The sequence below is a fragment of the Qipengyuania sp. NPDC077410 genome, assembly GCF_044543405.1.
Lineage (GTDB): Bacteria > Pseudomonadota > Alphaproteobacteria > Sphingomonadales > Sphingomonadaceae > Qipengyuania > Qipengyuania pacifica.
Genome location: NZ_JBITWB010000003.1, coordinates 151,539 through 170,302, shown reverse-complemented (window position 1 = coordinate 170,302; position 18,764 = coordinate 151,539). Strand labels below are relative to the sequence as shown.

Below are 18,764 nucleotides of genomic sequence, written 5' to 3'. Positions count from 1 at the left end.
GCGGGCGCGCCTAGGCCCGTGGGCCGCGCGCCTCAAGTCCGAAGGGGACAATCTTGTTGGCAGCATCATGGCCGATATCGGCGCGGCCGAGATAGGGAATCCCGCTGCGCGCGCACCAGTCCTGCGCAATGGCGACCTCGTCACTACCGAAAGGACGGTCGTTTTCCGGCACGTCGCTGATCCGGCCGAGCCGTAGTCCCGCAATGCCCTGCAGGTGCTGGCTGATGTGGAAGAACAGCCGGTCCACGGCATAAAGATGCTCTGCCACTTCTTCGATCATGACGACATGCCCGGTCAGATCGGGCATCAGTTCGGTCCCCACCATCATCGCCAGCGTGGTCAGGTTGAAAGCGACCGCAGGCCGCTCGTCCAGGCCTGGTTCCAGGCCGCTCGCCCCGCCGGCCAACCAATCGAGCGCGCGTTCCACGGCCGCATCGCCCTCTGTGCGCCTTATGTCGCCCGCCAGCGGTCCATGCGCCACCTGACCGATCCCGTGGCGATACAGCGCGCCGAGCAGGAAACCCGTGTCCGAATAACCGATGAACCGCTTGCCCCGCGCATGGTCGTTCATCTGCCTCGCCGCTTTCGCCGCGATCCTGTTCGAACCATATCCACCCATGGCAAACCAGACCGCATCGAATGCGGGATCGTTGGCACAGTCCAGCAAGGCGGCAAGGCGCACGGCGTCACTGCCGGCAAAATGCCCCTCTTCCAGAAAGCACTGTTCGTGGAACATCAGTTCCACATCCTCGCGGCCCGCCACCAAGGCCTGGACCGCCTCGGCCCTGTCGCGCTTCAACCGTTTTCCGGGGGCGCAGATCGCAATTTTGACCATGTCCGCGTGCTAGCGCGCTTGTGTCGGGCGACACAACTCAATAGCTGCACCGGCATGAGCGATATGCCCACTCCAGACGCATTGTTTGCCCGCCCCTTCTTCTTCTGCGGCATCGGCGGCTCGGGAATGCTGCCGCTTGCGCAGATCCTCAAAGGGCGCGGCTGCACGGTCGAAGGATCCGATCGCAGCTACGATCAGGGCCGCACGCCGGAAAAATTCACCGCGCTGGAAAATCAGGGCTTCACCCTGCACCCGCAGGACGGCAGCGGAATGGTTTCGGCCGAACAGATTCTCGTCGCCAGCGCCGCCATCGAAGATAGCGTTCCCGAAGTCAGCCGCGCGAACGAACTCGGGTGCCTGCGCCTTACCCGCGCGGAACTGAACTCGATCCTCTTCAATACCAGCGGCGCGGGTCTTGCCGTCGCGGGTACCAGCGGCAAATCGACGGTTACCGGCATGCTCGGGTGGATACTGCACGCCTGCGGGCGCGAGCCGACCATCATGAACGGCGCGGTGATGAAGAACTTCGTGTCGCCCGAACGCCCCTTTGCCAGTGCCGTGATCGGCGGCCAGAGCCTCTATGTCAGCGAAGTCGACGAAAGCGACGGATCGATCGCACTCTATCGCCCTGCGGTTGGCGTGCTGCTCAATGTCAGCCTCGATCACAAGAGCATGGAAGAACTGCGCCAGCTGTTCGGGGACTATCTCTCGCGCAGCCGCATCTCGGTGATCAACGCCGATGATGAAGAAGCGCTCGCACTCCTCCCGCATGCGAAGGAAGTTGTCACTTTCGGCATCGATCAGGAAAAGGCGCAGATCGGCGTGGTCCCGGGCTCGATTGCGGAAGGCCCCATGCGGCAGGCGGCATTGATCGTGGATCGGCACAATGGCAGCCAGCATCCCCTGACGCTCCACCTGCCCGGTCGCCACAATCTCTCCAACGCGCTCGCGGCGATAGCCGGCGCTGCAGCGGCAGGTATCCCGGTCGGCAAGGCGGTCGAGGCTCTGGCCGCCTTCGCCGGCCTTGCGCGCCGCTTCGACATCGTCGGCACCAGCCCCTCGGCCATTACGGTGATCGACGATTTCGGCCACAATCCCGAAAAATGTGCCGCTACGCTGCGCACCTTGAAAGCGCATCCGGGCCGCGTACTCGCGTTCTTCCAGCCTCATGGCTACGGCCCGCTCAGGCAGATGGGCGACGAACTGGCGGAAACCTTCGCCAACGAACTGGACGAAGGCGACACGGTTATTCTGTGCGATCCGGTCTATTTCGGCGGCACGGTCGACCGCAGCGAAGGCAGCGAACGGATTGTCGGCCTGATCGAACAGGCAGGCGGAAACGCCGAATATATTCCGTCGCGCGATGCGGTGGGCGATCGGCTGGCCGAAATGGCCCGCCCTGCCGATCGTATCGTCATCATGGGTGCGCGCGACGATACGCTCAGCAGTTTTGCAAGGGACCTCTTTTCACGCCTTTCTTAACGGCTGGCGATCAGTGCGCGGCAGCCTCGCCGCCATCGCCATGTCCCATGCCGAAGACCTTGTGCAGCAGGAAGACGAGGACGAACCCCAGCGCAAGTCCGACCAGCGCGGACAGCCCGGCAAAGGTCAGCCAGCCCAGAACGCCGCCGGCTGCTCCGGCTACGGCGGATACGCCGTGCTCGATACCTTCGATCCAGTGCTCCGGCCCTGCAATACCGATATCCGCCAGGCCGTGCAGGATGATCCCACCGCCGACCCACAGCATGGCAATTGTGCCGATGAAGCTCAACGCCACCAGCAGATGCGGCATGAACGCCACCAGCCCGCGTCCGAAGCTCTGCGCTGCGGCCCCGTCCTTCTTGGCGAAATGCAGTCCGATATCGTCCATCTTCACGATCAGGCCGACCACGCCGTAGACGCCTACGGTCACCGCGATGCCGACGATGGCCAGAACCCCGGCGCGGGTCAGCAGATCTTCTGCCGCCACTTCGTTCAGCGTGATGGCCATGATTTCCGCGGACAGGATCAGATCGGTTCGGATCGCGCTGGAAACCCGCTGCTTCTCGAACGCGACCGGGTCCTTGATATCGTCTGCCACCGTCTGGCCATGCTTCTTGCCGCCCAGCTTCTCGGCCACCTTCTCCGCACCTTCATACGAAAGATAGGCACCGCCCAGCATCAGGATGAAAACGATCGCCTGCGGCAGGAACTCGCTCAGCAGGACGGCGCCAGGCAGCAGGATCAGCAGCTTGTTCTTCAAACTGCCCTTGGTGATGTTCCAGATGATCGGCAGCTCGCGCGCTGGCGACAGGCCGGTCACATAGCTCGGCGTAACGGCGGCGTCGTCGATGACCACGCCTGCCGTCTTCGAACCTGCCCGGCCAGCAGCCGCGGCAATATCGTCTACCGAAGCCGCCGCGGTGCGCGCAATGATCGATACGTCGTCCAGAAGGGCTACCAAACCACCGGGCATTGCGCGTCCTTGCTTATTTGAAATCCGCACCACGCTTGCCTGCCTTACGCAAACGAAGCAACTGGCGATTTCGCGCTGTCCTACATCGTGATGAAATGGCATGCAGCACCCCCTCGCCGCTGGGCGGGTCCACGGCAGGGCTTCGTCCCCCACCCCAAACGGCGGTAACGTAGTCGCGACATGGAAGGTGACATTCCCGGCTGCCAATTCAGAACTAAATCGTTGTTTGACAAAGGGAATGACGAATGCGCGAGTTTTGAATTCACCCCCGGTCGGCGTAGACCTGTTCGACCCTCGCTTGCATTCTGCGCCAATCCCGTTATGTGCGCGCATCCCCTGGGTGTACCGGGGGATTCGAAGAAAGCCGGAGGGGCCCCGCAATCCCGCGGATCAGCCAGCGATCGGCCATATGTGAAAGGACAAGGGCATGGCTCTCTACGAGCATGTTTTCCTGGCGCGACAGGACCTGAGCCAGGCTCAGGTGGACCAGCTCGCCGCCACCGCGACCGAGATTGTCGAGAATAACGAAGGCAAGGTTACCAAGACGGAAACCTGGGGCCTCAAGAACCTCGCCTACAAGATCGACCGCAACCGCAAGGCGCATTTCGTAATGCTCAACATCGAAGGCCCCGGCGCCGTCGTGGAAGAGCTCGAACGCCAGACCCGCATCAATGAAGACGTCATCCGTTACATGACCATCCGTGTCGACGAGCATGAAGATGGACCCAGCGTGATGATGCGCAAGAACGAGCGCGATGCCAAGAAGCGCCGCGACCGCGAGGAGCGTAACTGATGGCCCGTCCGTTTTTCCGCCGCCGCAAGTCCTGCCCGTTCTCGGGCAAGAACGCCCCCAAGATCGACTACAAGGACACACGTCTGCTGCAGGGCTTCATGTCCGAACGTGGCAAGATCGTCCCCAGCCGCATCACCGCCGTCAGCGCGAAGAAGCAGCGTGAACTGGCCAAGGCCATCAAGCGCGCTCGCCACATCGGCCTGCTGCCGTACATCGTGAAGTAAGGAGAAAATCCATGGATATCATTCTCCTTCAGAGGATCGAAAAGCTCGGCTCGATCGGTGACGTCGTCACCGTGAAGGACGGCTATGCCCGCAACTTCCTGCTCCCGCAGAAAAAGGCACTGCGCGCCAACGAAGCCAACAAGAAGGTCTTCGAAGCGAACCGCGATCGCCTGGAAAAGGAAAACGCGGAACGTCGTACCGAAGCCGAAAAGGCTGGCGAAAAGGTCGATGGCGTCGAAATCGTACTGATCCGCGCTGCGTCGAACACCGGCCAGCTCTACGGTTCGGTCAACGTTCGCGACATCGCTGCCGCACTCGCCGACAAGGGCCACGACATCGACAAGAAGCAGGTCATCATGGGTGATCCGATCAAGGCGATCGGCATGCATGAAGTCCGCATCGACCTCCACCCCGAGGTGTCGGTTAACATCAAGGCCAATGTCGCCCGTTCGGACGACGAAGCCGAGCTGCAGAGCCAGGGTGTCGACGTGATGGCGCAGATGTTCGAAGACGAACAGCGCGAGATCGAAGAACAGGCCGAAGCCAACCGCATCGACTCCAACCTCGAGCCGGGCGAAATTCCCGCCGACATGCTCGAAGACGGAGCGGACGAAGGCGAAGAGACAGCCGAAGGCTGATCCTCGCTTCGAAAAAAGTACAATCAGGGCGCGGCGGCTTCGGTCCCCGCGCCCTTTTTGTAACAAAGCCCTGCTTATGGCAGGGAGGGACTTCATAAACACAAGAGGCAGGAGAAACGCCCATGGAATCCATCGAACAGACGCTCGACAGGCTCGAGAGCATCTATGACGCGGCAGTCGAGCGGCTGCGCGCAGACGTCATCGCCTTCGGACGCGAACGCGAATTGCCCGCGCCGGAACGCCGCAGCGACGGCAGCTATTCCTATCCCGAACTGCGCCTGCGTTTCCGCGGCGGCGATCAGCCAGAAGACCGCAACCGCGCCTTCGGCCGCCTCAACGCGCCCGGGCTCTACACCACCACGGTCACCCGCCCGGCGCTTTTCCGCGATTACCTTCGCGAACAGCTCGAACTCATCGACGAGAATTACGAAGTCGAACTGGAAGTCGGCTCGTCACGCCAGGAAATCCCCTTCCCCTATGTCCTCGATGGCGAAGCCGGCGCGGAACTCGTCGGCGTCGATCCAAACCTCATCGCGCGTCATTTCCCCTCGACCGAACTGGCCGACATCGGTGACGAACTGGCCGACGGTATAATCCTCGGCGAACCGGACGAAGCCATCCCCCTCTCCCTTTTCGACGGCTTGCGGACCGACTTCAGCCTGGCGCGCCTTGCGCACTATACGGGCACAAGCACGGAACACTTCCAGCGCTTCATCCTGTTCACGAATTACCATCGCTATGTCGATGAATTCGTGGACTGGGCCGGATCACAGCTCGGCGCCAACGGCTACACTGCCCTGGCGGGCGCCGGCGGCCTCATGCTGACGGAAAAGACCGACAATGCCCGCGCGCAACTGTCCGATACGGCATGGCGGCGCCACCAGATGCCGGCCTATCACCTCGTCGGCCCGAACAAGGAGGGCATCACGCTGGTCAATATCGGCGTCGGTCCTTCCAATGCGAAGACGATCTGCGACCACTTGGCCGTGCTGCGGCCGGAAGCCTGGTTGATGATCGGCCATTGCGGCGGCCTTCGTCCCAGCCAGAAGATCGGCGACTACGTTCTCGCTCACGCCTATCTGCGCGACGATCACGTCCTCGACCCGGTCCTTCCGCCGGAAATCCCCCTGCCCGCCATTGCCGAAGTGCAGCAGGCGCTGGCCGGAGCGGCGGAAATGGTCTCGGGCGAACATGGGGCGGATCTGAAAAAGCGCATGCGCACCGGTACCGTGGTAACCACCGACGATCGCAACTGGGAACTGCGCTATACCAGCTCTGCCCACCGCATGAGCCTCAGCCGCGCGGTCGGTGTCGATATGGAAAGCGCAACGATTGCCGGTCAGGGATATCGCTTCCGCGTACCCTACGGCACGCTGCTGTGCGTATCGGACAAGCCCCTCCACGGCGAAATCAAGCTGCCGGGACAGGCCAATGCCTTTTACGAGGAAGCCATTGCTGCCCACCTCCAGATCGGTGTGACGGCCTGCAAACTGCTGCGCGATGAAGGCCCCCGCCTCCACAGCCGCAAGCTTCGCGCCTTCAACGAACCGCCATTCCGCTAAATGGCATGATTGTGGTGCTCTAGAGGGTTAACGGTCCAATAATCCTTTTCTGCCATTTGGGCAGTAATGACCACTATCGAACTGTCGGCGGCGGCTCGCCGGCACCTGCTTGATACGTTGCAGATCGGCGCCGGCGTGCTGGCGGTCGGTGCGCTTCTGCTCGCGCCGCCTGCAAAGGGCACGATCGCATTCTATCCGTTGACGGCGTCGGCCAAGCGAAGCCTTCCTATGCTCGCCACCTCCGAAGGGCGAAAGCTCCTTTCGAAAACCGCGCTGGCCAATGGCTATATCGTCACGGGAACCCGTCCGGCTTTTGCCGATCTGCTTTTCAATCACGGCATCATTGCCCTGGCCGTCGCGGATGGCGGCTGCATCGGAACAGCAAAATGATACGAAACGAAGTCGATACCCTCAGGCAGCAGGGTATCAAATGGATTGCCGCCGCCGGATGGGGTACGACCTTTGCCATCGGCCTGCTCACCCTCTCCATGGGGCAGCAGGCTCTTCACGCATGCATGGTCAGCGCGCTGCTCAACATCGTGCCGTCGTTACACGCCCTGCAGCGCCGATCAGATCTTGCCGCACGCCTCGCAGTCGCGCTCATGGCCGCTCTGCAACCAGCATTGCTTCTTTATGCGATGCGCGGGGCCGCCTGGCAGATCGACATGCATATGTATTTCTTCGTCGGGTTGGCCCTGCTGACCGTCCTTTGCGACGCACGCCCGATCGTTCTGGCCGCTGTGGCCATTGCGCTCCATCACCTGTTGCTTGCCCTCGTATCGCCGGAATGGGTCTTCTCCGGCGGCGGCGGCATCGAACGTGTGCTGGTTCACGCGCTGGCCGTTGTTCTTCAGGCGGCGGCCTTGTGTTTCATCGCTATTCGTCTCCACGCGATCCTGTCGCATCTGGCCGATGCACTCATGGCGAGCGAAAATGCCAATGTCCTGGCAAATGAAGCGCTCCAGCAAGCTGATGCAGAACGATCGAAGCGTGGAATGATCGAAAACGAACAGGCCGAACGGCGCCGAGTCGAACTGCTCCGCATCGCCGAAGATTTCGAAGGGTCGGTTGCCATGGTCGCCGCCTCTGTCTCGCAAAGCGCCCTCACCCTCGACAAGGCCATGACTTCGCTTGATGGGACCGTCCGCGACACAGGCCGGCAGGCCAGCGACGTTGCCGCCTCCGCATCGCAGGTCTCGACCGCCGTAGAATCGGTGGCCAGAGGCGTTGCGGAACTGTCCCGTTCGATCAGCAGCATTGCCATAACTGCAGGACAGCAGGATCAACTTGCGAGCGAAGCTGGCGTCCGAACCAATTCTGGCGGCGAGGCAGTCACTTCACTGTCGAAGCATTCGCAGACAATCGGCGAAGCGACCAAATCGATCGCCAGCGTTGCAGAGAAGACCAATCTGCTTGCCTTGAATGCAGCGATCGAAGCCGCGTCCGCAGGTGAAGCCGGAAGGGGCTTTGCTGTCGTGGCGCAGGAGGTCAAGGATCTGGCCAGACAGGCCGCCAAAGCAACCCAGCAAATCGACAATCTGCTGTCCGGTGTGCGTGACGGGACGGGCGAAGCGGAAACCAGTTTCGGTGAACTGAGCGAAGCGATCGAGGAGCTTGCACGGTCCGCGGCAGCAATCCGAAGGGATGTCGATGGACAGCGCGGCGCTGCAGCCATGATCGAGACGAACGCAGAAGAAACCGCCACCGGCACCGACCAGATGGCGCGGCTGAGCGCCCTTCTCGCCGAAAGTGCTGTCCAGACGGAGCACCTGTTCAGCGACGCGCGTCGCACGACCGGTGAGCTCATGACAAACATCCGCTCGCTCGAAGCATCGGCCGGTCGCTTCGTCGCTACTATCAAGGCGGCTTAACTTCATCTGCATCGGGATCGGCGCAGCACTTCACACCCGCATCGCTCGGCCTGCCACCCCCGGTATCGTACCTAACGCGCCGGGTAGGGGTCGGTTACTCTGTCCGTTTACTAAAAAACCATCTCGTCAATTGGGAGATGGTAATGCTCAAATATCTTCTCGCTTCGGCTGTTTCGGTCGCAGGTGCACTGACCTTTCCGGCGTCCATTCAGGCGGAACCGATCAACTTTCGGGCAACGCTGCTCGTTTCGTGCATAATCGTGGTTACCGACGGCGCCCTGGCGCCCAATGGCGACTACACCTTGCTGTCATCGGAAAACACGGGCGGGCTGCCGGCGACTGCTACCGTTACCGCGCTAGGCGGCGCACCGCGCCTGACCTTTACGGCGCCGACAATAACGTCTTCGGCAGATGTTACCGGCGTCACGCCGCAGATCCGGTACGTATCGCCCGGCGGGGCCAATCAACCATACACAAGCAGCCAGACGACATATAACCAGTCGGGCCTGCTCGGAACCTATACCGTCAACGCGCAGGCGTCGAAACCGACCGGTTTCAATGTCGGTACGTATACGATCGGCACGGTGCTGACATGTTCGGGCTGAGAGTTATCGCACCGCTGCTGCTGGTCACGTCGACAGCCGCCTTGGCCGTGGGCCTTGGGCCGCTGGAAAAGAGCGGCGTGACCGCTACCGAGGCCAAGGGGTTCTATCTCACTCTGACGAACCCGTACAAGCAGCCCTTTCGCTTCCGGACATTCGTCGATGAAGAAACCCCGGCCCTGGAAGGCCGGGTCAGGATATTCCCCGAAGTCGCGCTGATGGCACCCGAATCCAATCGCAAGGTACTCGTAGTCGTGCGCGACCTTGTGCCTGGCGAACAGGTCAATGTGCGCGTCTGCGCCGAAAGGATCGAAAACAAGGAGGTCGTGGTCCATGCGAGAGTTTGTTCGAAACTCAGCGCTCGCCGGGTTGGCACTGTTCGCTAGCACCGAGGCATATGCTCAGGCGCAAGGCGTCTATCTGCCCGCGCCCCCTCAGGGATCTGGAGGCGAAGATTCGATCGAAACTGCTGGCGGGACACGATGTCGTCAGTCGATCAATTCGTCCGGTGGCTATGTCGATGTCGGGGTCAGCGGTAGCGCGGCGACGCCAGAAACGGTCGACCCGTTCCTGCAGTACAGCCCCTTTTCCAACGAGCGCGATGCACGCGCCCTGGTCTATGCCCGCGTAACGATTCCGCTGGGTCAGCGCCCGGAACGTATCGATTGCACCCGGTTGTACGAAATGGAGTTGCAGCGACTGCGCGAAGAAATCGCCCTGCTCAAGATGGCTGCCGAATAGGCGGTGCCAGTCACGTCAGGAGCGGGAACCTCACTTCGGACCGAGCGCGAAATCCACCCAGATCGTAACCTTCTGCTCCATTTCCCCGACTTCTACCGCCGGTGACGACATCGGCGGCGGTGGTGGAGGCGGAGCGCCAGCCGGCCGAATTCGCGAACCGGTCACGACGATGGATTCGTAAGTCGCAGAACGTTGGCGCTCGCTAATCCTCAGGACCTTCACAACGCGCATTCCGAAGGCAGTTGCATAAGCATCGGCCTCGGCTTTGGCCTTTGAAACCGCATCGGCCCGCGCTTTGGCGACGGCTGCGCTGTCGTCTTCAATCGAGAAGAATGGGCCGTTTACATCGTTCGCGCCCGCCTCGAACAGGACTGTCAGCAATTCGGACGCCTTTGTCACATCGCGCACCCGTACCGTCACGGCATTGCGCGCCTGATAGCCAGTGATGCGTGGTGGCTCTGCGCCTTGCCGATCGTAGTTGGATTGCGGATCGAGGCTTACGCTCTGCGTCTGGATGTCGCGGGGGGCCACGCCAGCCTTTTTCAAAGCCGCAACGACTTGTGCCATGGCCCGGGCGTTGCTGTCCGCAGCCTCGCGCGACGTGGTGGCAAAGGTTACGACGCCTCCTGTCAGGGTCGCCTGATCGGGCGCGACAAAACTCTGACCCGTGGACTGCACTTCGAGCAGCGTCTGGTTCGGTGCAAGAACCTCGGTCGGCGACGTCTGCGCCGCTGCTGTACTCGCCCCTAGCAAAGCCAAGGATATGAAAAGTGCTCTACGCATCGACTTGGGCCTCCCTGGGCATCAATGTGTTTTTCTAACGTGCGGTAGGTTGCAGTGCCCCGCGTTCTACCCCTTCCCTTTAGTCATGGTCTTGCCGTCCCGGGCACTTTTCGCCACGAAATCGATGATCATGCCGGCAATATCCTTGCCGGTCGCATTCTCGATGCCTTCCAGCCCCGGCGAACTGTTCACTTCCATGATCACCGGGCCATGATTGGATCGCAGCATATCCACGCCGCAAACGTTCAGTCCCATGCGTTTGGCTGCACGCACGGCAGTGCTGCGTTCTTCGGGGGTGATCTTGATCAGCTGCGCACTGCCGCCGCGATGCAGGTTCGATCGGAAATCGTCAGGGGCACCGGTCCGCTTCATTGCGGCGACGACCTTGCCACCAACGACCAGCGCGCGGATATCCGTGCCGCCCGCTTCCTTGATGAATTCCTGCACGAGGATGTTCACATTGGCTCCGCGAAACGCTTCGATAACCGACTTTGCGCTGCTCATGGTTTCGGCAAGCACCACGCCGATGCCCTGCGTCCCTTCCAGCAGCTTGATCACGACGGGCGGTCCTTTGACCGCCTTAATGATTTCTTCCGCCTGCTTGGGATCGTTCGCATAGGCAGTCAGCGGCAGACCCAGGCCGTGCTTGGCGAGTATCTGCATACTGCGGAGCTTGTCGCGGCTGCGGCCGATGGCGACGCTTTCGTTCAAGGGCCAGCATCCACGCATTTCGAACTGCCGCAATATGGCTAGGCCATAATTGGTGATCGATGCGCCGATGCGCGGAATGACCGCATCATAACCGACACAGGGCTCGCCGTTGTAATACACCTCGGGCCGGTGGCTTGCGATATGGACAGTGCAGCGCGTCGTATTCAGAATGTCGAAATGGTGCCCACGCTCTTCCGCTGCCTCTTTAAGTCGCTGGTGCGAATAGAGGTTCGGGTTGCGCGCCAGCATGGCGATTTTCATGGTTTGTGGCCTTTCTTGACCTTCATTTCCGGCGTCTGCAGCCAGGAATAGCCGCTGTCCACGACAAAGCGACGACGCAGAGACGAGCGCCCGATCAGCATTGGAAACCGCATATCGCTACGGTCGGCCAGACTGATCTCGGCGCGGAATTCCACATCCCCGATCTTGAGCGGTGTCTTGATCACGTAGCGGCTCTGCGTTTCACCATTCGAACTGGTGATACCGCGGATGTCGACATGCACGGCTTCGCATACCTGGCGCACATGCTGCCGCGAGAAATCGACCGCGAAGCGCACGTATTTCTCGCCATCACGCTCGAACTCCTCGAGTACGGTGCCATGGAGAGAGGACGTACGCGCTCCCGTATCAATCTTCGCTGGAACACTGTGCAGCCCCAGCTCAGGCAAATGAATCAGTTCCCGCCAACCGACGATCGGCAGTTCCTTGCGCTTCATGCTCATTCGATGATCGCCAGCCCATCGCCCCCGCCTGTTCCCGGTAGGCGGCGAAGCACGCGTCCGCTGGCAAAATCGACTTCGGCTATGGTGTTGGCCATGGTCTCAGCCACGTAGATGCGCTCTCCGTTCGGTGAGAACAGGATCGTCACCTGGGTCTTCGCCTCCGCCTGATCGGGCCCCGATACCCTTATATTGCGCACGACCTTTCCGGTGGCTGTGTCGATAACGCTCAATCCGCCATCGGACAGGTTGGACGTCACCGCGTAATCACCCTGCGGTCGCACGGTAATTCGCAAGGGAAAATTGCCGGTTTCGATTCGCTGGCGCACTTCGAGAGTTCGCGGATCGAGTTTAAACGCGGCGTTTGACCCGCGAGCCGAGACCCACAGCGTATCGCCGTCATCGGACAGCCAGATCCCTTCCGGTTCCTCGCCCACCTCGACCGACTGCGGTGCACGGCGAGTCTTCAGATCGATGAGGGTGACCGTGCGAGAGCCCAGATTTGTGGTCCACGCGTGCAATCCATCGGGCGCGACGGCGAGCATGTGCGTGCCCTCCTGACCCGAACCGAATTCGAAGGTTTCCGCTTCGCCCAGCGGATTGCGGATCCAGGATACCGATTTGCGGCCTTCTGCCGTTGCATAAAGATCGCCATTGGCGTGCCACACGATCCCGTGGGGGCGCGCATTTTCGCCCAGATCGATACTCGCAACGCGCGAAAGGTCGGCCGTGCTGAAGATATCCACCGTCTGCCCGCCGTAACAGGCCAGTGCGACATACTTCTCGTCGGGCGATGTCGCCAGCTCGTGTGGATTGGCGCAGCTATCGACGGTCTTCACCGCCTCGCCGCTTGCCAGATCGACTTTGGACAGCGTGTTGCCGAACTTGCCGGCAACGAACAGCGCGCCTTCGGCATCGGGAGTTGGAGACGATACGGCATCGCCGCCTCCCGCCACGGGCGCACAGGCGACCGCGAGCGGGAGGGTCAGCAACAAGGCTAAGCGGCTTACCACCCTTCGGTCTTGCCCGCGTTCTGTTCGTCCAGCCACGCCTTGAGCGGAGCGAAGTATTCGACCATCGCTTCGCCGCTCATCTGACGCTCGCCAGTGAAGGCTTCGAGCGCATCGGGCCACGGCTTGCTGGCACCCATTTCGAGCATGGCGTTGAGGTTCTTGCCCACTTCCTCGTTGCCGTAGAACGAGCAGCGATGCAGCGGCCCATCCCATCCGGCCTGATCGCAGGCAGCCTTGAAGAACTGGAACTGCAGGATCCGCGCGAGGAAATAGCGGGTGTAGGGAACATTGCCCGGCACGTGATATTTCGCGCCCGCATCGAATTTGGTCTCGTCGCGTTCGACCGGCGGGACGATACCCTGATATTCGAGCCGCAGATCGTTCCAGCCCTTGTTGAGTTCGCCGGCGGGGATCGATCCGTCGAACAGGCCCCAGCGATACCGGTCGACCATCAGGCCGAACGGCAGGAAGGCAACCTTGTCCATCGCCTGGCGCAGCAGCAGGCCGATGTCCTTGTCCGTGCCCGGCACCTGGTTCGGCTGGAGCATATCGATCTGCACCAGATATTCGGGCGTGATCGACAGCGCGACCATGTCGCCGATGGCTTCGTGGAAGCCGTCGTTGGCGCCGTTGAGGTACAGATAATCCTGCTTGTTATAGGCGCGCTGGTAGTAGTTGTGGCCGAGCTCGTGATGGATGGTCACGAAATCGTCGGCGTTCTTCTTGATGCACATCTTGATGCGCAGATCGTCCACATTGTCGACGTCCCAGGCGCTGGCGTGGCACACCACTTCGCGGTCGCGGGGCTTCACGAACTGGCTGCGTTCCCAGAACGTGCCCGGCAGCGGCGCAAAGCCGAGCGAGGAGAAGAACTGTTCGCCCGTGCGGACCATCTGGATTTCGTCCAGACCCTTCTGCTCGATCAGTTCGGTCAGATCGTAACCGATATCGCCCGCACCTGCCGGGGCGACGAGCGGGTAGATATTGCCCCATTCCTGCGCCCACATGTTGCCGAGCAGATCAGCGCGGATCGGGCCCGTTGCAGGCTGCACCGCGTCGCCGTATTTCTCGTTGAGCTTGCTGCGGACATAGGTGTGCAGCGCCATGTAGAGCGGCTTCACTTCCTGCCACATGCGCTCGGTTTCGGCGGCGAACTGGTCGGGGTCCATGTCGTAGTTGGAACGCCACATCGCGCCCAGATCGGCAAAGCCCAGTTCCTTGGCGCCTTCGTTGGCGATCGCCGTCATGCGCAGGTAATCGTCGCGCATCGGCGCGCCGACATTGTCGTGCCAGCTGGTCCACATTTCGGCATATTCTTCGGGCGTACGCTCGAGGTTGCCCATTTCGGCTTCGATATCGCTGCCGCTGATTTCCTGCCCGTCCAGCGTGCCCTTGCCCTTGCCGTACTGGCTGTTGAGACTGGTGGCGATTTCGTTGAGTTCGGTCGCAGCACCGTCGCGGACTGGGGCCGGCATCACGATGCCGTTGCGCAGGATATCGAGCTTGCGCGCCACGTCGGCGTCGAGGCCCTGTACCTGCGCGTATTTCGCCGCTTCATTGGCATAGCGGACCGACATTTCGGTCGCCTGCGCGCCGTATTTCGCGGCCAGCGCATCGGTGTCGGGGGTGATATAGGTGGAATTCACCCACGACACCCGCGCGTATTCGACGCCGAAATCGCCCATCTCGTTCTCGACCATGGCCACCCAGTCGGCGGCGCCCTGCGGCGTCATCGGGTAGGCGGCATCGGCAGTTGCAGCCGCGGGTGCAGCATTCTGGGCCGCAGCAGGAGCGGCCGAAGCGATGGCCAGGGCCGCGAGCGAGGTACAAAGCAATTTCATCGTGTCGATCCTCATGGGGAGATACAAGTTACATCGGCTACCGGATTGCACCGGCCGCCACGCTTAATCAAGCGGTCTTGGCCAGCCATCCCGCGATCGCTTCGCCCAGCTCGGCCTTGGTTACGCTGCCCATGTGGGTGCCCGGTACTTCGACATATTCGGCGTTGGGAAGCAGCCCGGCAAGCTCTTCGGCCGAACCGTTGTCGCGGTCCTCGTCGCCGCACACCACCAGCGTGGGCATTGTGATATTGGCGAGCAGCGCCAGATCCAGATCGGGCATGGTGTCGAGCAGCAGCCGCGCGGCCACCCGGTCGACCCCTTGCGATTTCAGGAACTGCATGGAAAAATAATCGGGATCGCCGCGCGGGATTTCATCGAACTTCTCGATCACCCTGCGAAACTTTGCCGCGCGCCGATGCCATTCGCCAAGCCCCGCCGTTCCCATTCCGCCCACAACCAGATGCCTGGGCTGCAAGACGCCATGTGCGGTTGCATGCAGTGATGTGCGGGCGCCCAGCGAAAATCCGCCGAGGTCGTAATCCTCCAGCGCCAGATGATCGACCAGCGCCGCTACATCGCGCACCAGAACATTGGTGGGATATTTGTCCGGATCCTGCGGTGCGTCGCTGTCACCGTGAACCCGGAAATCGAGCATGATGACCTCATACCCCTTTTCCGCGATCGCTTCGTGGTGATCCCATTTGATCCAGTTCATCTGCGCGCTGGAAAACAGGCCATGCAGCAGGACGAAGGGCCTGCCCTCTCCATGACGATGCACGGCAAGCCGCGTGCCGTCAAAACTTTCGAAATATTCGGTATTCATTCGGGCACTGCTCCGGTTGCGTCGATCCATCGTTGGCTAAGCGCCGCATGTTCGCTCAGGGGCATTCGTTTCAACCCGGACGTGTCGATCCAGGCTTCGTGAATCTTCTCCGATGCGAAATGCCAGTGCGGCTCGATCCCATAGGGTTCGTCCAGACTGCCAACGGTGATGTCCATATTCTCGCCCTGGTTGAAGACAAAACCCAGGGGCGTGCCGCACTTGCTGCAAAACGGCCTGCGGGCAATGGGCGAACTTTCATACCAGTCGGGCCCGCTCTCCCAGCTCATGTCGGATTTGGGCAGACCGATGAAGGCGATCGATACGCCGCCCGTGGCCCGCTGGCACATGCGGCAATGGCACAGATAGGCCTGCGTCACATCGACTTGCGCAGTGTACCGCACGGCGCCGCACTGGCAGCCGCCCGTCATCTCGCGTTTGCTCATGCGACACCCACGAATTCGACCCACTCCCTATTGGTGCGCGGTTGTGCGTCCATCGTCTTTGCATCCTCTGGCAAGCCAATCCATCGCTGCTTACTTTTGACCCAGAGATGCGCGGCAGGCACGACGGAGGCGCTGTCGTCGAGAGTGCCGCAGCGAAGACTCGCCCAACCCTCCTGGCTGCCGTTGACGGCATAGATGCGCGACTTGCAGATCGCGCAGCCAGAGATACGGGAATGCGCTCCGCTGGGTTGAACGTACTCCCCCACGTCGAGATCGCCCGATATTTCGAGGTCGGCCAATGCAAACAGCATATGTTCGCTAAACGCCGAACCGGTTCGGCTCTGACAATCTGTACAGTGGCAGGCGTAGGGATTGAGACGGAAGCCCTCGCGTAAGACATAGCGCACTGCCCCGCACAGGCATCCACCAGACAATTCACCCTTCATCGCCTCGTCAGCCCTCTTTGTTCCATTCGCCATTGCGCCATTTCTATACGATCCTGGCCGAAGAACGGTTCGCCTTCGAAGACCAGTGTCGGCACACCCCAATGGCCGGACTTTTCAAGCGCATCCTGATTGGCGGCTATTTCCGCGTCGAGCGCTTCGGGCTCATCATTCACTTCGGTCTCGATTTCCCCCGCATCCAGCCCGGTACGTTCCAGAGCGCGGGCAAGGTGGTCTCCCTCGTGCCAATCCGGCTGTCCGCCCCAGATCATTTGTCCTGCCTCGTGGGCAAAGGCGATGCCCCTGCCTTTCCGCGCCGCCGCTTGGCCCATGCGGGTCACACGGCGGATGTAGGGCTGCTCTGCGGCAATTTCGCGCGTTGCGGGGTTCTGCACGATCGGATCGGGCCGCGGCACTCCGAAAGGAATGTCATGGAACTGCGCCACCCGCATCATGTCGCGGATCGTATAGCTCAGCCAGTTGGGGTGGTTCTTCTCGAAGAAGTCAGGCTGCCTGATGGCAAGGGGATAGACCGGCCTTAAAGCTAAAGTGAGATTGAACTTCTCGCTCATCGCGCGATAACGGCCCACGGACAGATAGCTGTAAGGGGACCGGAAGCTGAAGTAGAGATCGGCGGTCAGCGTCATGGTGCAACCCTAACCCTCCATTGCCTTGCTTGCCATACCGTTTGCTTTAATTGCAACTTGCAATAATAAGCTATGTTATTATATCGCCGCGCATGGAAAACAACATCGGCTATCTTCTGTCCGACAGCGGCCGCCTGCTTCGCAAGACGTTCGACGAACGCGTGCGCGATCTCGGGCTTACCGCCGTGCAGGCGCGCCTTATGCTCAGCCTCGTCAAATTCCCGGACAATAATCAGGCTTTCTATGCGGAACGGATCGAAGTCGAACCGATCACCCTGACCCGCATCGTCGACCGGATGGAAGAAGCCGGGTGGGTGGAACGCGTCGCCGATCCGAACGACAGGCGCGCTCGCCTGCTGCACCTTACCGACAAAAGCCGTGAAATCGTAGAACCCCTGCGCGCCATCGTGAACGCTCTGGTCGAAGATATGGCTGAAGGGCTCACTTCGCGGGAGCAAGATCTGCTCGCGGAACTGCTTGGCAAAATATCGGCCAATCTGTCGGCCGAACGTGAATACAGGAATGTCGTAAATGTCTGAGGCCGATCCCCAGATCCCGGTCGAACCCGTGGACGAAACCGAAACCGTGGTCGAAACCGAAGCTCCCGCACCCAAGCGGAACAAGCGCCGCCTGCTGTTGATGCTCAGCGTGCCGCTGCTGCTGCTCATCGCCGGCGGCGTCTACTGGCTCTCTCTGCAGGGCAAGGTGACGACCGACAACGCCTACATCCAGCAGGACAAGGTTGCGGTCAGCGCACAGGTCGGCGGCGAAATCGTCCAGATATTCGTTGGCGAAGGCGATACCGTAAACGCAGGCGATCTGCTGTTCCGGATCGATCCCGAACCGTACAAGCTTCAGATCGCACAGGCCAATGCCGCTATCGCCGGGGCGCAGGCCAATGTCACTGCCCTGTCGAATTCGTCCGACCTGTCAGGTGCCGACATTTCCGCGGCGCGCGAAGACATCGCCTTCGCACAGTCCGATTTCGAACGGAATGATGCTCTCTACAAACGTGGTTTCGTGACCAAGGCGGATCACGATGCGGCGCAGCACCGTGTCAATCAGGCCAGGGAAGCTCTGCGTCAGGCTCTCGCCCGTCAGGAAGCCGCCCGCGCCAAGCTCGCTACGGGGAGCGCGGTTCCGGGGGAAAACCCGCAGGTTGCCGCCGCTCAGGCCGAAAAGGCCGTCGCCGAACTATCTCTCAGCCGGACCGAAGTGCGCGCACCATCTGCCGGACGTATCGCTCAGGCCGATCGCCTGCAACTCGGCCAGCAGGTCGTTCAGGGGTTGCCCGTCCTCACGCTTGTCGGGGATGGCACCAGCTATATCGAAGCCAACTTCAAGGAAACCGACCTGGCAGACATGCAGGTTGGCCAGCCGGCAGAAGTGCATTTCGATGCCTATCCCGGCCTCAAGCTCAGAGGCCATGTGGAATCGATCGGTGCCGGTACGGGTAACGAATTCTCGGTGATCCCTGCACAGAATGCCACTGGCAACTGGGTGAAGGTGACGCAGCGCGTGCCCGTGCGCATCGCCATCGACGAAAAGAGCGCTCGCCCGCTCATCGCTGGACTCTCTACCGAAGTCACCGTCTTCACCGACGGCAAGAAGCACTGATCC

General features: G+C 61.2%; 23 protein-coding genes. 12 read left to right on the top strand and 11 right to left on the bottom strand.

Translation table 11 applies throughout. The features are described 5' to 3' along the window. Nucleotides 1–10: 10 nt before the first annotated feature. Nucleotides 11–835, bottom strand: a complete 825-nt coding sequence (locus ACIGGE_RS14445) for an LD-carboxypeptidase (RefSeq protein ID WP_397490885.1) — start codon at nucleotides 833–835, stop codon at nucleotides 11–13. A 54-nt stretch (nucleotides 836–889) separates the two neighbouring features. On the opposite strand from ACIGGE_RS14445, the gene ACIGGE_RS14440 reads away from it, so the two are divergent. Further along, nucleotides 890–2,317 carry a glutamate ligase domain-containing protein gene (locus ACIGGE_RS14440; protein ID WP_397490884.1) on the top strand — a complete coding sequence of 476 codons (1,428 nt, stop codon included), beginning with the start codon at nucleotides 890–892 and terminating at the stop codon, nucleotides 2,315–2,317. A gap of 10 nt (nucleotides 2,318–2,327) precedes the next feature. On the opposite strand, the gene ACIGGE_RS14435 is transcribed toward ACIGGE_RS14440, so the two are convergent. Then, nucleotides 2,328–3,290, bottom strand: coding sequence for a DUF808 domain-containing protein (locus ACIGGE_RS14435; protein ID WP_103023652.1), 963 nt, complete (start codon nucleotides 3,288–3,290; stop codon nucleotides 2,328–2,330). 427 nt (nucleotides 3,291–3,717) lie between these two features. On the opposite strand from ACIGGE_RS14435, the gene rpsF reads away from it, so the two are divergent. From rpsF to ACIGGE_RS14390, 9 genes are all read left to right on the top strand, one after another. Next, nucleotides 3,718–4,083 carry a 30S ribosomal protein S6 gene (rpsF, locus tag ACIGGE_RS14430; RefSeq protein WP_103023651.1) on the top strand — a complete coding sequence of 122 codons (366 nt, stop codon included), beginning with the start codon at nucleotides 3,718–3,720 and terminating at the stop codon, nucleotides 4,081–4,083. Next, the gene (rpsR, locus tag ACIGGE_RS14425) at nucleotides 4,083–4,307 is read left to right on the top strand and encodes a 30S ribosomal protein S18 (protein WP_086436027.1); all 225 of its coding nucleotides are present in this window, start codon (nucleotides 4,083–4,085) and stop codon (nucleotides 4,305–4,307) included. Before rpsF ends, rpsR begins: the two co-directional genes overlap by 1 nt. Nucleotides 4,308–4,318: 11 nt before the next feature. After that, a complete protein-coding gene (gene rplI, locus ACIGGE_RS14420) occupies nucleotides 4,319–4,945 on the top strand; it encodes a 50S ribosomal protein L9 (RefSeq protein ID WP_103023650.1) in 627 nt (208 codons plus the stop codon). Between the two features lie 122 nt (nucleotides 4,946–5,067). Further along, on the top strand, nucleotides 5,068–6,507 hold the full coding sequence (locus ACIGGE_RS14415; protein ID WP_103023649.1) for an AMP nucleosidase: 1,440 nt from the start codon (nucleotides 5,068–5,070) through the stop codon (nucleotides 6,505–6,507). A gap of 66 nt (nucleotides 6,508–6,573) precedes the next feature. Continuing rightward, nucleotides 6,574–6,897, top strand: coding sequence for a hypothetical protein (locus tag ACIGGE_RS14410; RefSeq protein ID WP_222828624.1), 324 nt, complete (start codon nucleotides 6,574–6,576; stop codon nucleotides 6,895–6,897). After that, a complete protein-coding gene (locus tag ACIGGE_RS14405; RefSeq protein WP_375246160.1) occupies nucleotides 6,894–8,378 on the top strand; it encodes a methyl-accepting chemotaxis protein in 1,485 nt (494 codons plus the stop codon). The genes ACIGGE_RS14410 and ACIGGE_RS14405 overlap by 4 nt, the downstream gene beginning before the upstream one ends. A gap of 143 nt (nucleotides 8,379–8,521) precedes the next feature. Continuing rightward, nucleotides 8,522–8,983, top strand: coding sequence for a hypothetical protein (locus ACIGGE_RS14400; RefSeq protein WP_146029832.1), 462 nt, complete (start codon nucleotides 8,522–8,524; stop codon nucleotides 8,981–8,983). Continuing rightward, on the top strand, nucleotides 8,971–9,366 hold the full coding sequence (locus ACIGGE_RS14395; protein WP_397490883.1) for a hypothetical protein: 396 nt from the start codon (nucleotides 8,971–8,973) through the stop codon (nucleotides 9,364–9,366). The genes ACIGGE_RS14400 and ACIGGE_RS14395 overlap by 13 nt, the downstream gene beginning before the upstream one ends. Continuing rightward, on the top strand, nucleotides 9,314–9,721 hold the full coding sequence (locus tag ACIGGE_RS14390) for a hypothetical protein (protein ID WP_397490882.1): 408 nt from the start codon (nucleotides 9,314–9,316) through the stop codon (nucleotides 9,719–9,721). The genes ACIGGE_RS14395 and ACIGGE_RS14390 overlap by 53 nt, the downstream gene beginning before the upstream one ends. Nucleotides 9,722–9,751: 30 nt before the next feature. On the opposite strand, the gene ACIGGE_RS14385 is transcribed toward ACIGGE_RS14390, so the two are convergent. From ACIGGE_RS14385 to ACIGGE_RS14345, 9 genes are all read right to left on the bottom strand, one after another. Continuing rightward, nucleotides 9,752–10,504, bottom strand: coding sequence for an SIMPL domain-containing protein (locus tag ACIGGE_RS14385; RefSeq protein ID WP_397490881.1), 753 nt, complete (start codon nucleotides 10,502–10,504; stop codon nucleotides 9,752–9,754). A 66-nt stretch (nucleotides 10,505–10,570) separates the two neighbouring features. Then, the gene (gene rimK, locus ACIGGE_RS14380; RefSeq protein ID WP_103023642.1) at nucleotides 10,571–11,476 is read right to left on the bottom strand and encodes a 30S ribosomal protein S6--L-glutamate ligase; all 906 of its coding nucleotides are present in this window, start codon (nucleotides 11,474–11,476) and stop codon (nucleotides 10,571–10,573) included. Then, nucleotides 11,473–11,937 (bottom strand): RimK/LysX family protein, encoded by a 465-nt coding sequence (locus ACIGGE_RS14375; protein ID WP_103023641.1) that lies wholly within the window; start codon nucleotides 11,935–11,937, stop codon nucleotides 11,473–11,475. The genes rimK and ACIGGE_RS14375 overlap by 4 nt, the downstream gene beginning before the upstream one ends. Continuing rightward, a complete protein-coding gene (locus ACIGGE_RS14370) occupies nucleotides 11,934–12,929 on the bottom strand; it encodes a YncE family protein (RefSeq protein WP_397490880.1) in 996 nt (331 codons plus the stop codon). Before ACIGGE_RS14370 ends, ACIGGE_RS14375 begins: the two co-directional genes overlap by 4 nt. A gap of 11 nt (nucleotides 12,930–12,940) precedes the next feature. Continuing rightward, nucleotides 12,941–14,788, bottom strand: coding sequence for a M2 family metallopeptidase (locus ACIGGE_RS14365; RefSeq protein WP_301643035.1), 1,848 nt, complete (start codon nucleotides 14,786–14,788; stop codon nucleotides 12,941–12,943). A gap of 67 nt (nucleotides 14,789–14,855) precedes the next feature. Continuing rightward, nucleotides 14,856–15,611, bottom strand: coding sequence for an alpha/beta fold hydrolase (locus ACIGGE_RS14360; RefSeq protein WP_103023639.1), 756 nt, complete (start codon nucleotides 15,609–15,611; stop codon nucleotides 14,856–14,858). Beyond that, on the bottom strand, nucleotides 15,608–16,054 hold the full coding sequence (locus tag ACIGGE_RS14355; RefSeq protein WP_397490879.1) for a GFA family protein: 447 nt from the start codon (nucleotides 16,052–16,054) through the stop codon (nucleotides 15,608–15,610). The genes ACIGGE_RS14360 and ACIGGE_RS14355 overlap by 4 nt, the downstream gene beginning before the upstream one ends. Next, nucleotides 16,051–16,533, bottom strand: coding sequence for a GFA family protein (locus ACIGGE_RS14350; protein ID WP_397490878.1), 483 nt, complete (start codon nucleotides 16,531–16,533; stop codon nucleotides 16,051–16,053). The genes ACIGGE_RS14355 and ACIGGE_RS14350 overlap by 4 nt, the downstream gene beginning before the upstream one ends. Then, on the bottom strand, nucleotides 16,497–17,144 hold the full coding sequence (locus ACIGGE_RS14345; RefSeq protein WP_397490877.1) for a 2-hydroxychromene-2-carboxylate isomerase: 648 nt from the start codon (nucleotides 17,142–17,144) through the stop codon (nucleotides 16,497–16,499). Before ACIGGE_RS14345 ends, ACIGGE_RS14350 begins: the two co-directional genes overlap by 37 nt. Before the next feature lie 92 nt (nucleotides 17,145–17,236). Between ACIGGE_RS14345 and ACIGGE_RS14340 the strand changes: the two genes are divergently transcribed. Together ACIGGE_RS14340 and ACIGGE_RS14335 are read left to right on the top strand one after the other, a co-directional pair. Beyond that, nucleotides 17,237–17,683, top strand: coding sequence for a MarR family winged helix-turn-helix transcriptional regulator (locus ACIGGE_RS14340; RefSeq protein ID WP_103023636.1), 447 nt, complete (start codon nucleotides 17,237–17,239; stop codon nucleotides 17,681–17,683). Further along, on the top strand, nucleotides 17,676–18,761 hold the full coding sequence (locus ACIGGE_RS14335; RefSeq protein ID WP_397490876.1) for an HlyD family secretion protein: 1,086 nt from the start codon (nucleotides 17,676–17,678) through the stop codon (nucleotides 18,759–18,761). The genes ACIGGE_RS14340 and ACIGGE_RS14335 overlap by 8 nt, the downstream gene beginning before the upstream one ends. Nucleotides 18,762–18,764 lie beyond the last annotated feature (3 nt).

Bases quoted from the DNA above. Each gene is read 5' to 3' on its own strand.
- ACIGGE_RS14400 (WP_146029832.1), top strand. From the start codon at position 8,522: ATGCTCAAATATCTTCTCGCTTCGGCTGTTTCGGTCGCAGGTGCACTG.
- ACIGGE_RS14350 (WP_397490878.1), bottom strand. From the start codon at position 16,533: ATGGCGAATGGAACAAAGAGGGCTGACGAGGCGATGAAGGGTGAATTG.
- ACIGGE_RS14435 (WP_103023652.1), bottom strand. From the start codon at position 3,290: ATGCCCGGTGGTTTGGTAGCCCTTCTGGACGACGTATCGATCATTGCG.
- rimK (WP_103023642.1), bottom strand. From the start codon at position 11,476: ATGAAAATCGCCATGCTGGCGCGCAACCCGAACCTCTATTCGCACCAG.
- rpsR (WP_086436027.1), top strand. From the start codon at position 4,083: ATGGCCCGTCCGTTTTTCCGCCGCCGCAAGTCCTGCCCGTTCTCGGGC.
- ACIGGE_RS14335 (WP_397490876.1), top strand. From the start codon at position 17,676: ATGTCTGAGGCCGATCCCCAGATCCCGGTCGAACCCGTGGACGAAACC.
- ACIGGE_RS14365 (WP_301643035.1), bottom strand. From the start codon at position 14,788: ATGAAATTGCTTTGTACCTCGCTCGCGGCCCTGGCCATCGCTTCGGCC.
- ACIGGE_RS14410 (WP_222828624.1), top strand. From the start codon at position 6,574: ATGACCACTATCGAACTGTCGGCGGCGGCTCGCCGGCACCTGCTTGAT.
- ACIGGE_RS14375 (WP_103023641.1), bottom strand. From the start codon at position 11,937: ATGAGCATGAAGCGCAAGGAACTGCCGATCGTCGGTTGGCGGGAACTG.
- rpsF (WP_103023651.1), top strand. From the start codon at position 3,718: ATGGCTCTCTACGAGCATGTTTTCCTGGCGCGACAGGACCTGAGCCAG.
- ACIGGE_RS14415 (WP_103023649.1), top strand. From the start codon at position 5,068: ATGGAATCCATCGAACAGACGCTCGACAGGCTCGAGAGCATCTATGAC.
- ACIGGE_RS14395 (WP_397490883.1), top strand. From the start codon at position 8,971: ATGTTCGGGCTGAGAGTTATCGCACCGCTGCTGCTGGTCACGTCGACA.
- ACIGGE_RS14385 (WP_397490881.1), bottom strand. From the start codon at position 10,504: ATGCGTAGAGCACTTTTCATATCCTTGGCTTTGCTAGGGGCGAGTACA.
- ACIGGE_RS14345 (WP_397490877.1), bottom strand. From the start codon at position 17,144: ATGACGCTGACCGCCGATCTCTACTTCAGCTTCCGGTCCCCTTACAGC.
- ACIGGE_RS14405 (WP_375246160.1), top strand. From the start codon at position 6,894: ATGATACGAAACGAAGTCGATACCCTCAGGCAGCAGGGTATCAAATGG.
- ACIGGE_RS14390 (WP_397490882.1), top strand. From the start codon at position 9,314: ATGCGAGAGTTTGTTCGAAACTCAGCGCTCGCCGGGTTGGCACTGTTC.
- rplI (WP_103023650.1), top strand. From the start codon at position 4,319: ATGGATATCATTCTCCTTCAGAGGATCGAAAAGCTCGGCTCGATCGGT.
- ACIGGE_RS14360 (WP_103023639.1), bottom strand. From the start codon at position 15,611: ATGAATACCGAATATTTCGAAAGTTTTGACGGCACGCGGCTTGCCGTG.
- ACIGGE_RS14445 (WP_397490885.1), bottom strand. From the start codon at position 835: ATGGTCAAAATTGCGATCTGCGCCCCCGGAAAACGGTTGAAGCGCGAC.
- ACIGGE_RS14440 (WP_397490884.1), top strand. From the start codon at position 890: ATGAGCGATATGCCCACTCCAGACGCATTGTTTGCCCGCCCCTTCTTC.
- ACIGGE_RS14355 (WP_397490879.1), bottom strand. From the start codon at position 16,054: ATGAGCAAACGCGAGATGACGGGCGGCTGCCAGTGCGGCGCCGTGCGG.
- ACIGGE_RS14340 (WP_103023636.1), top strand. From the start codon at position 17,237: ATGGAAAACAACATCGGCTATCTTCTGTCCGACAGCGGCCGCCTGCTT.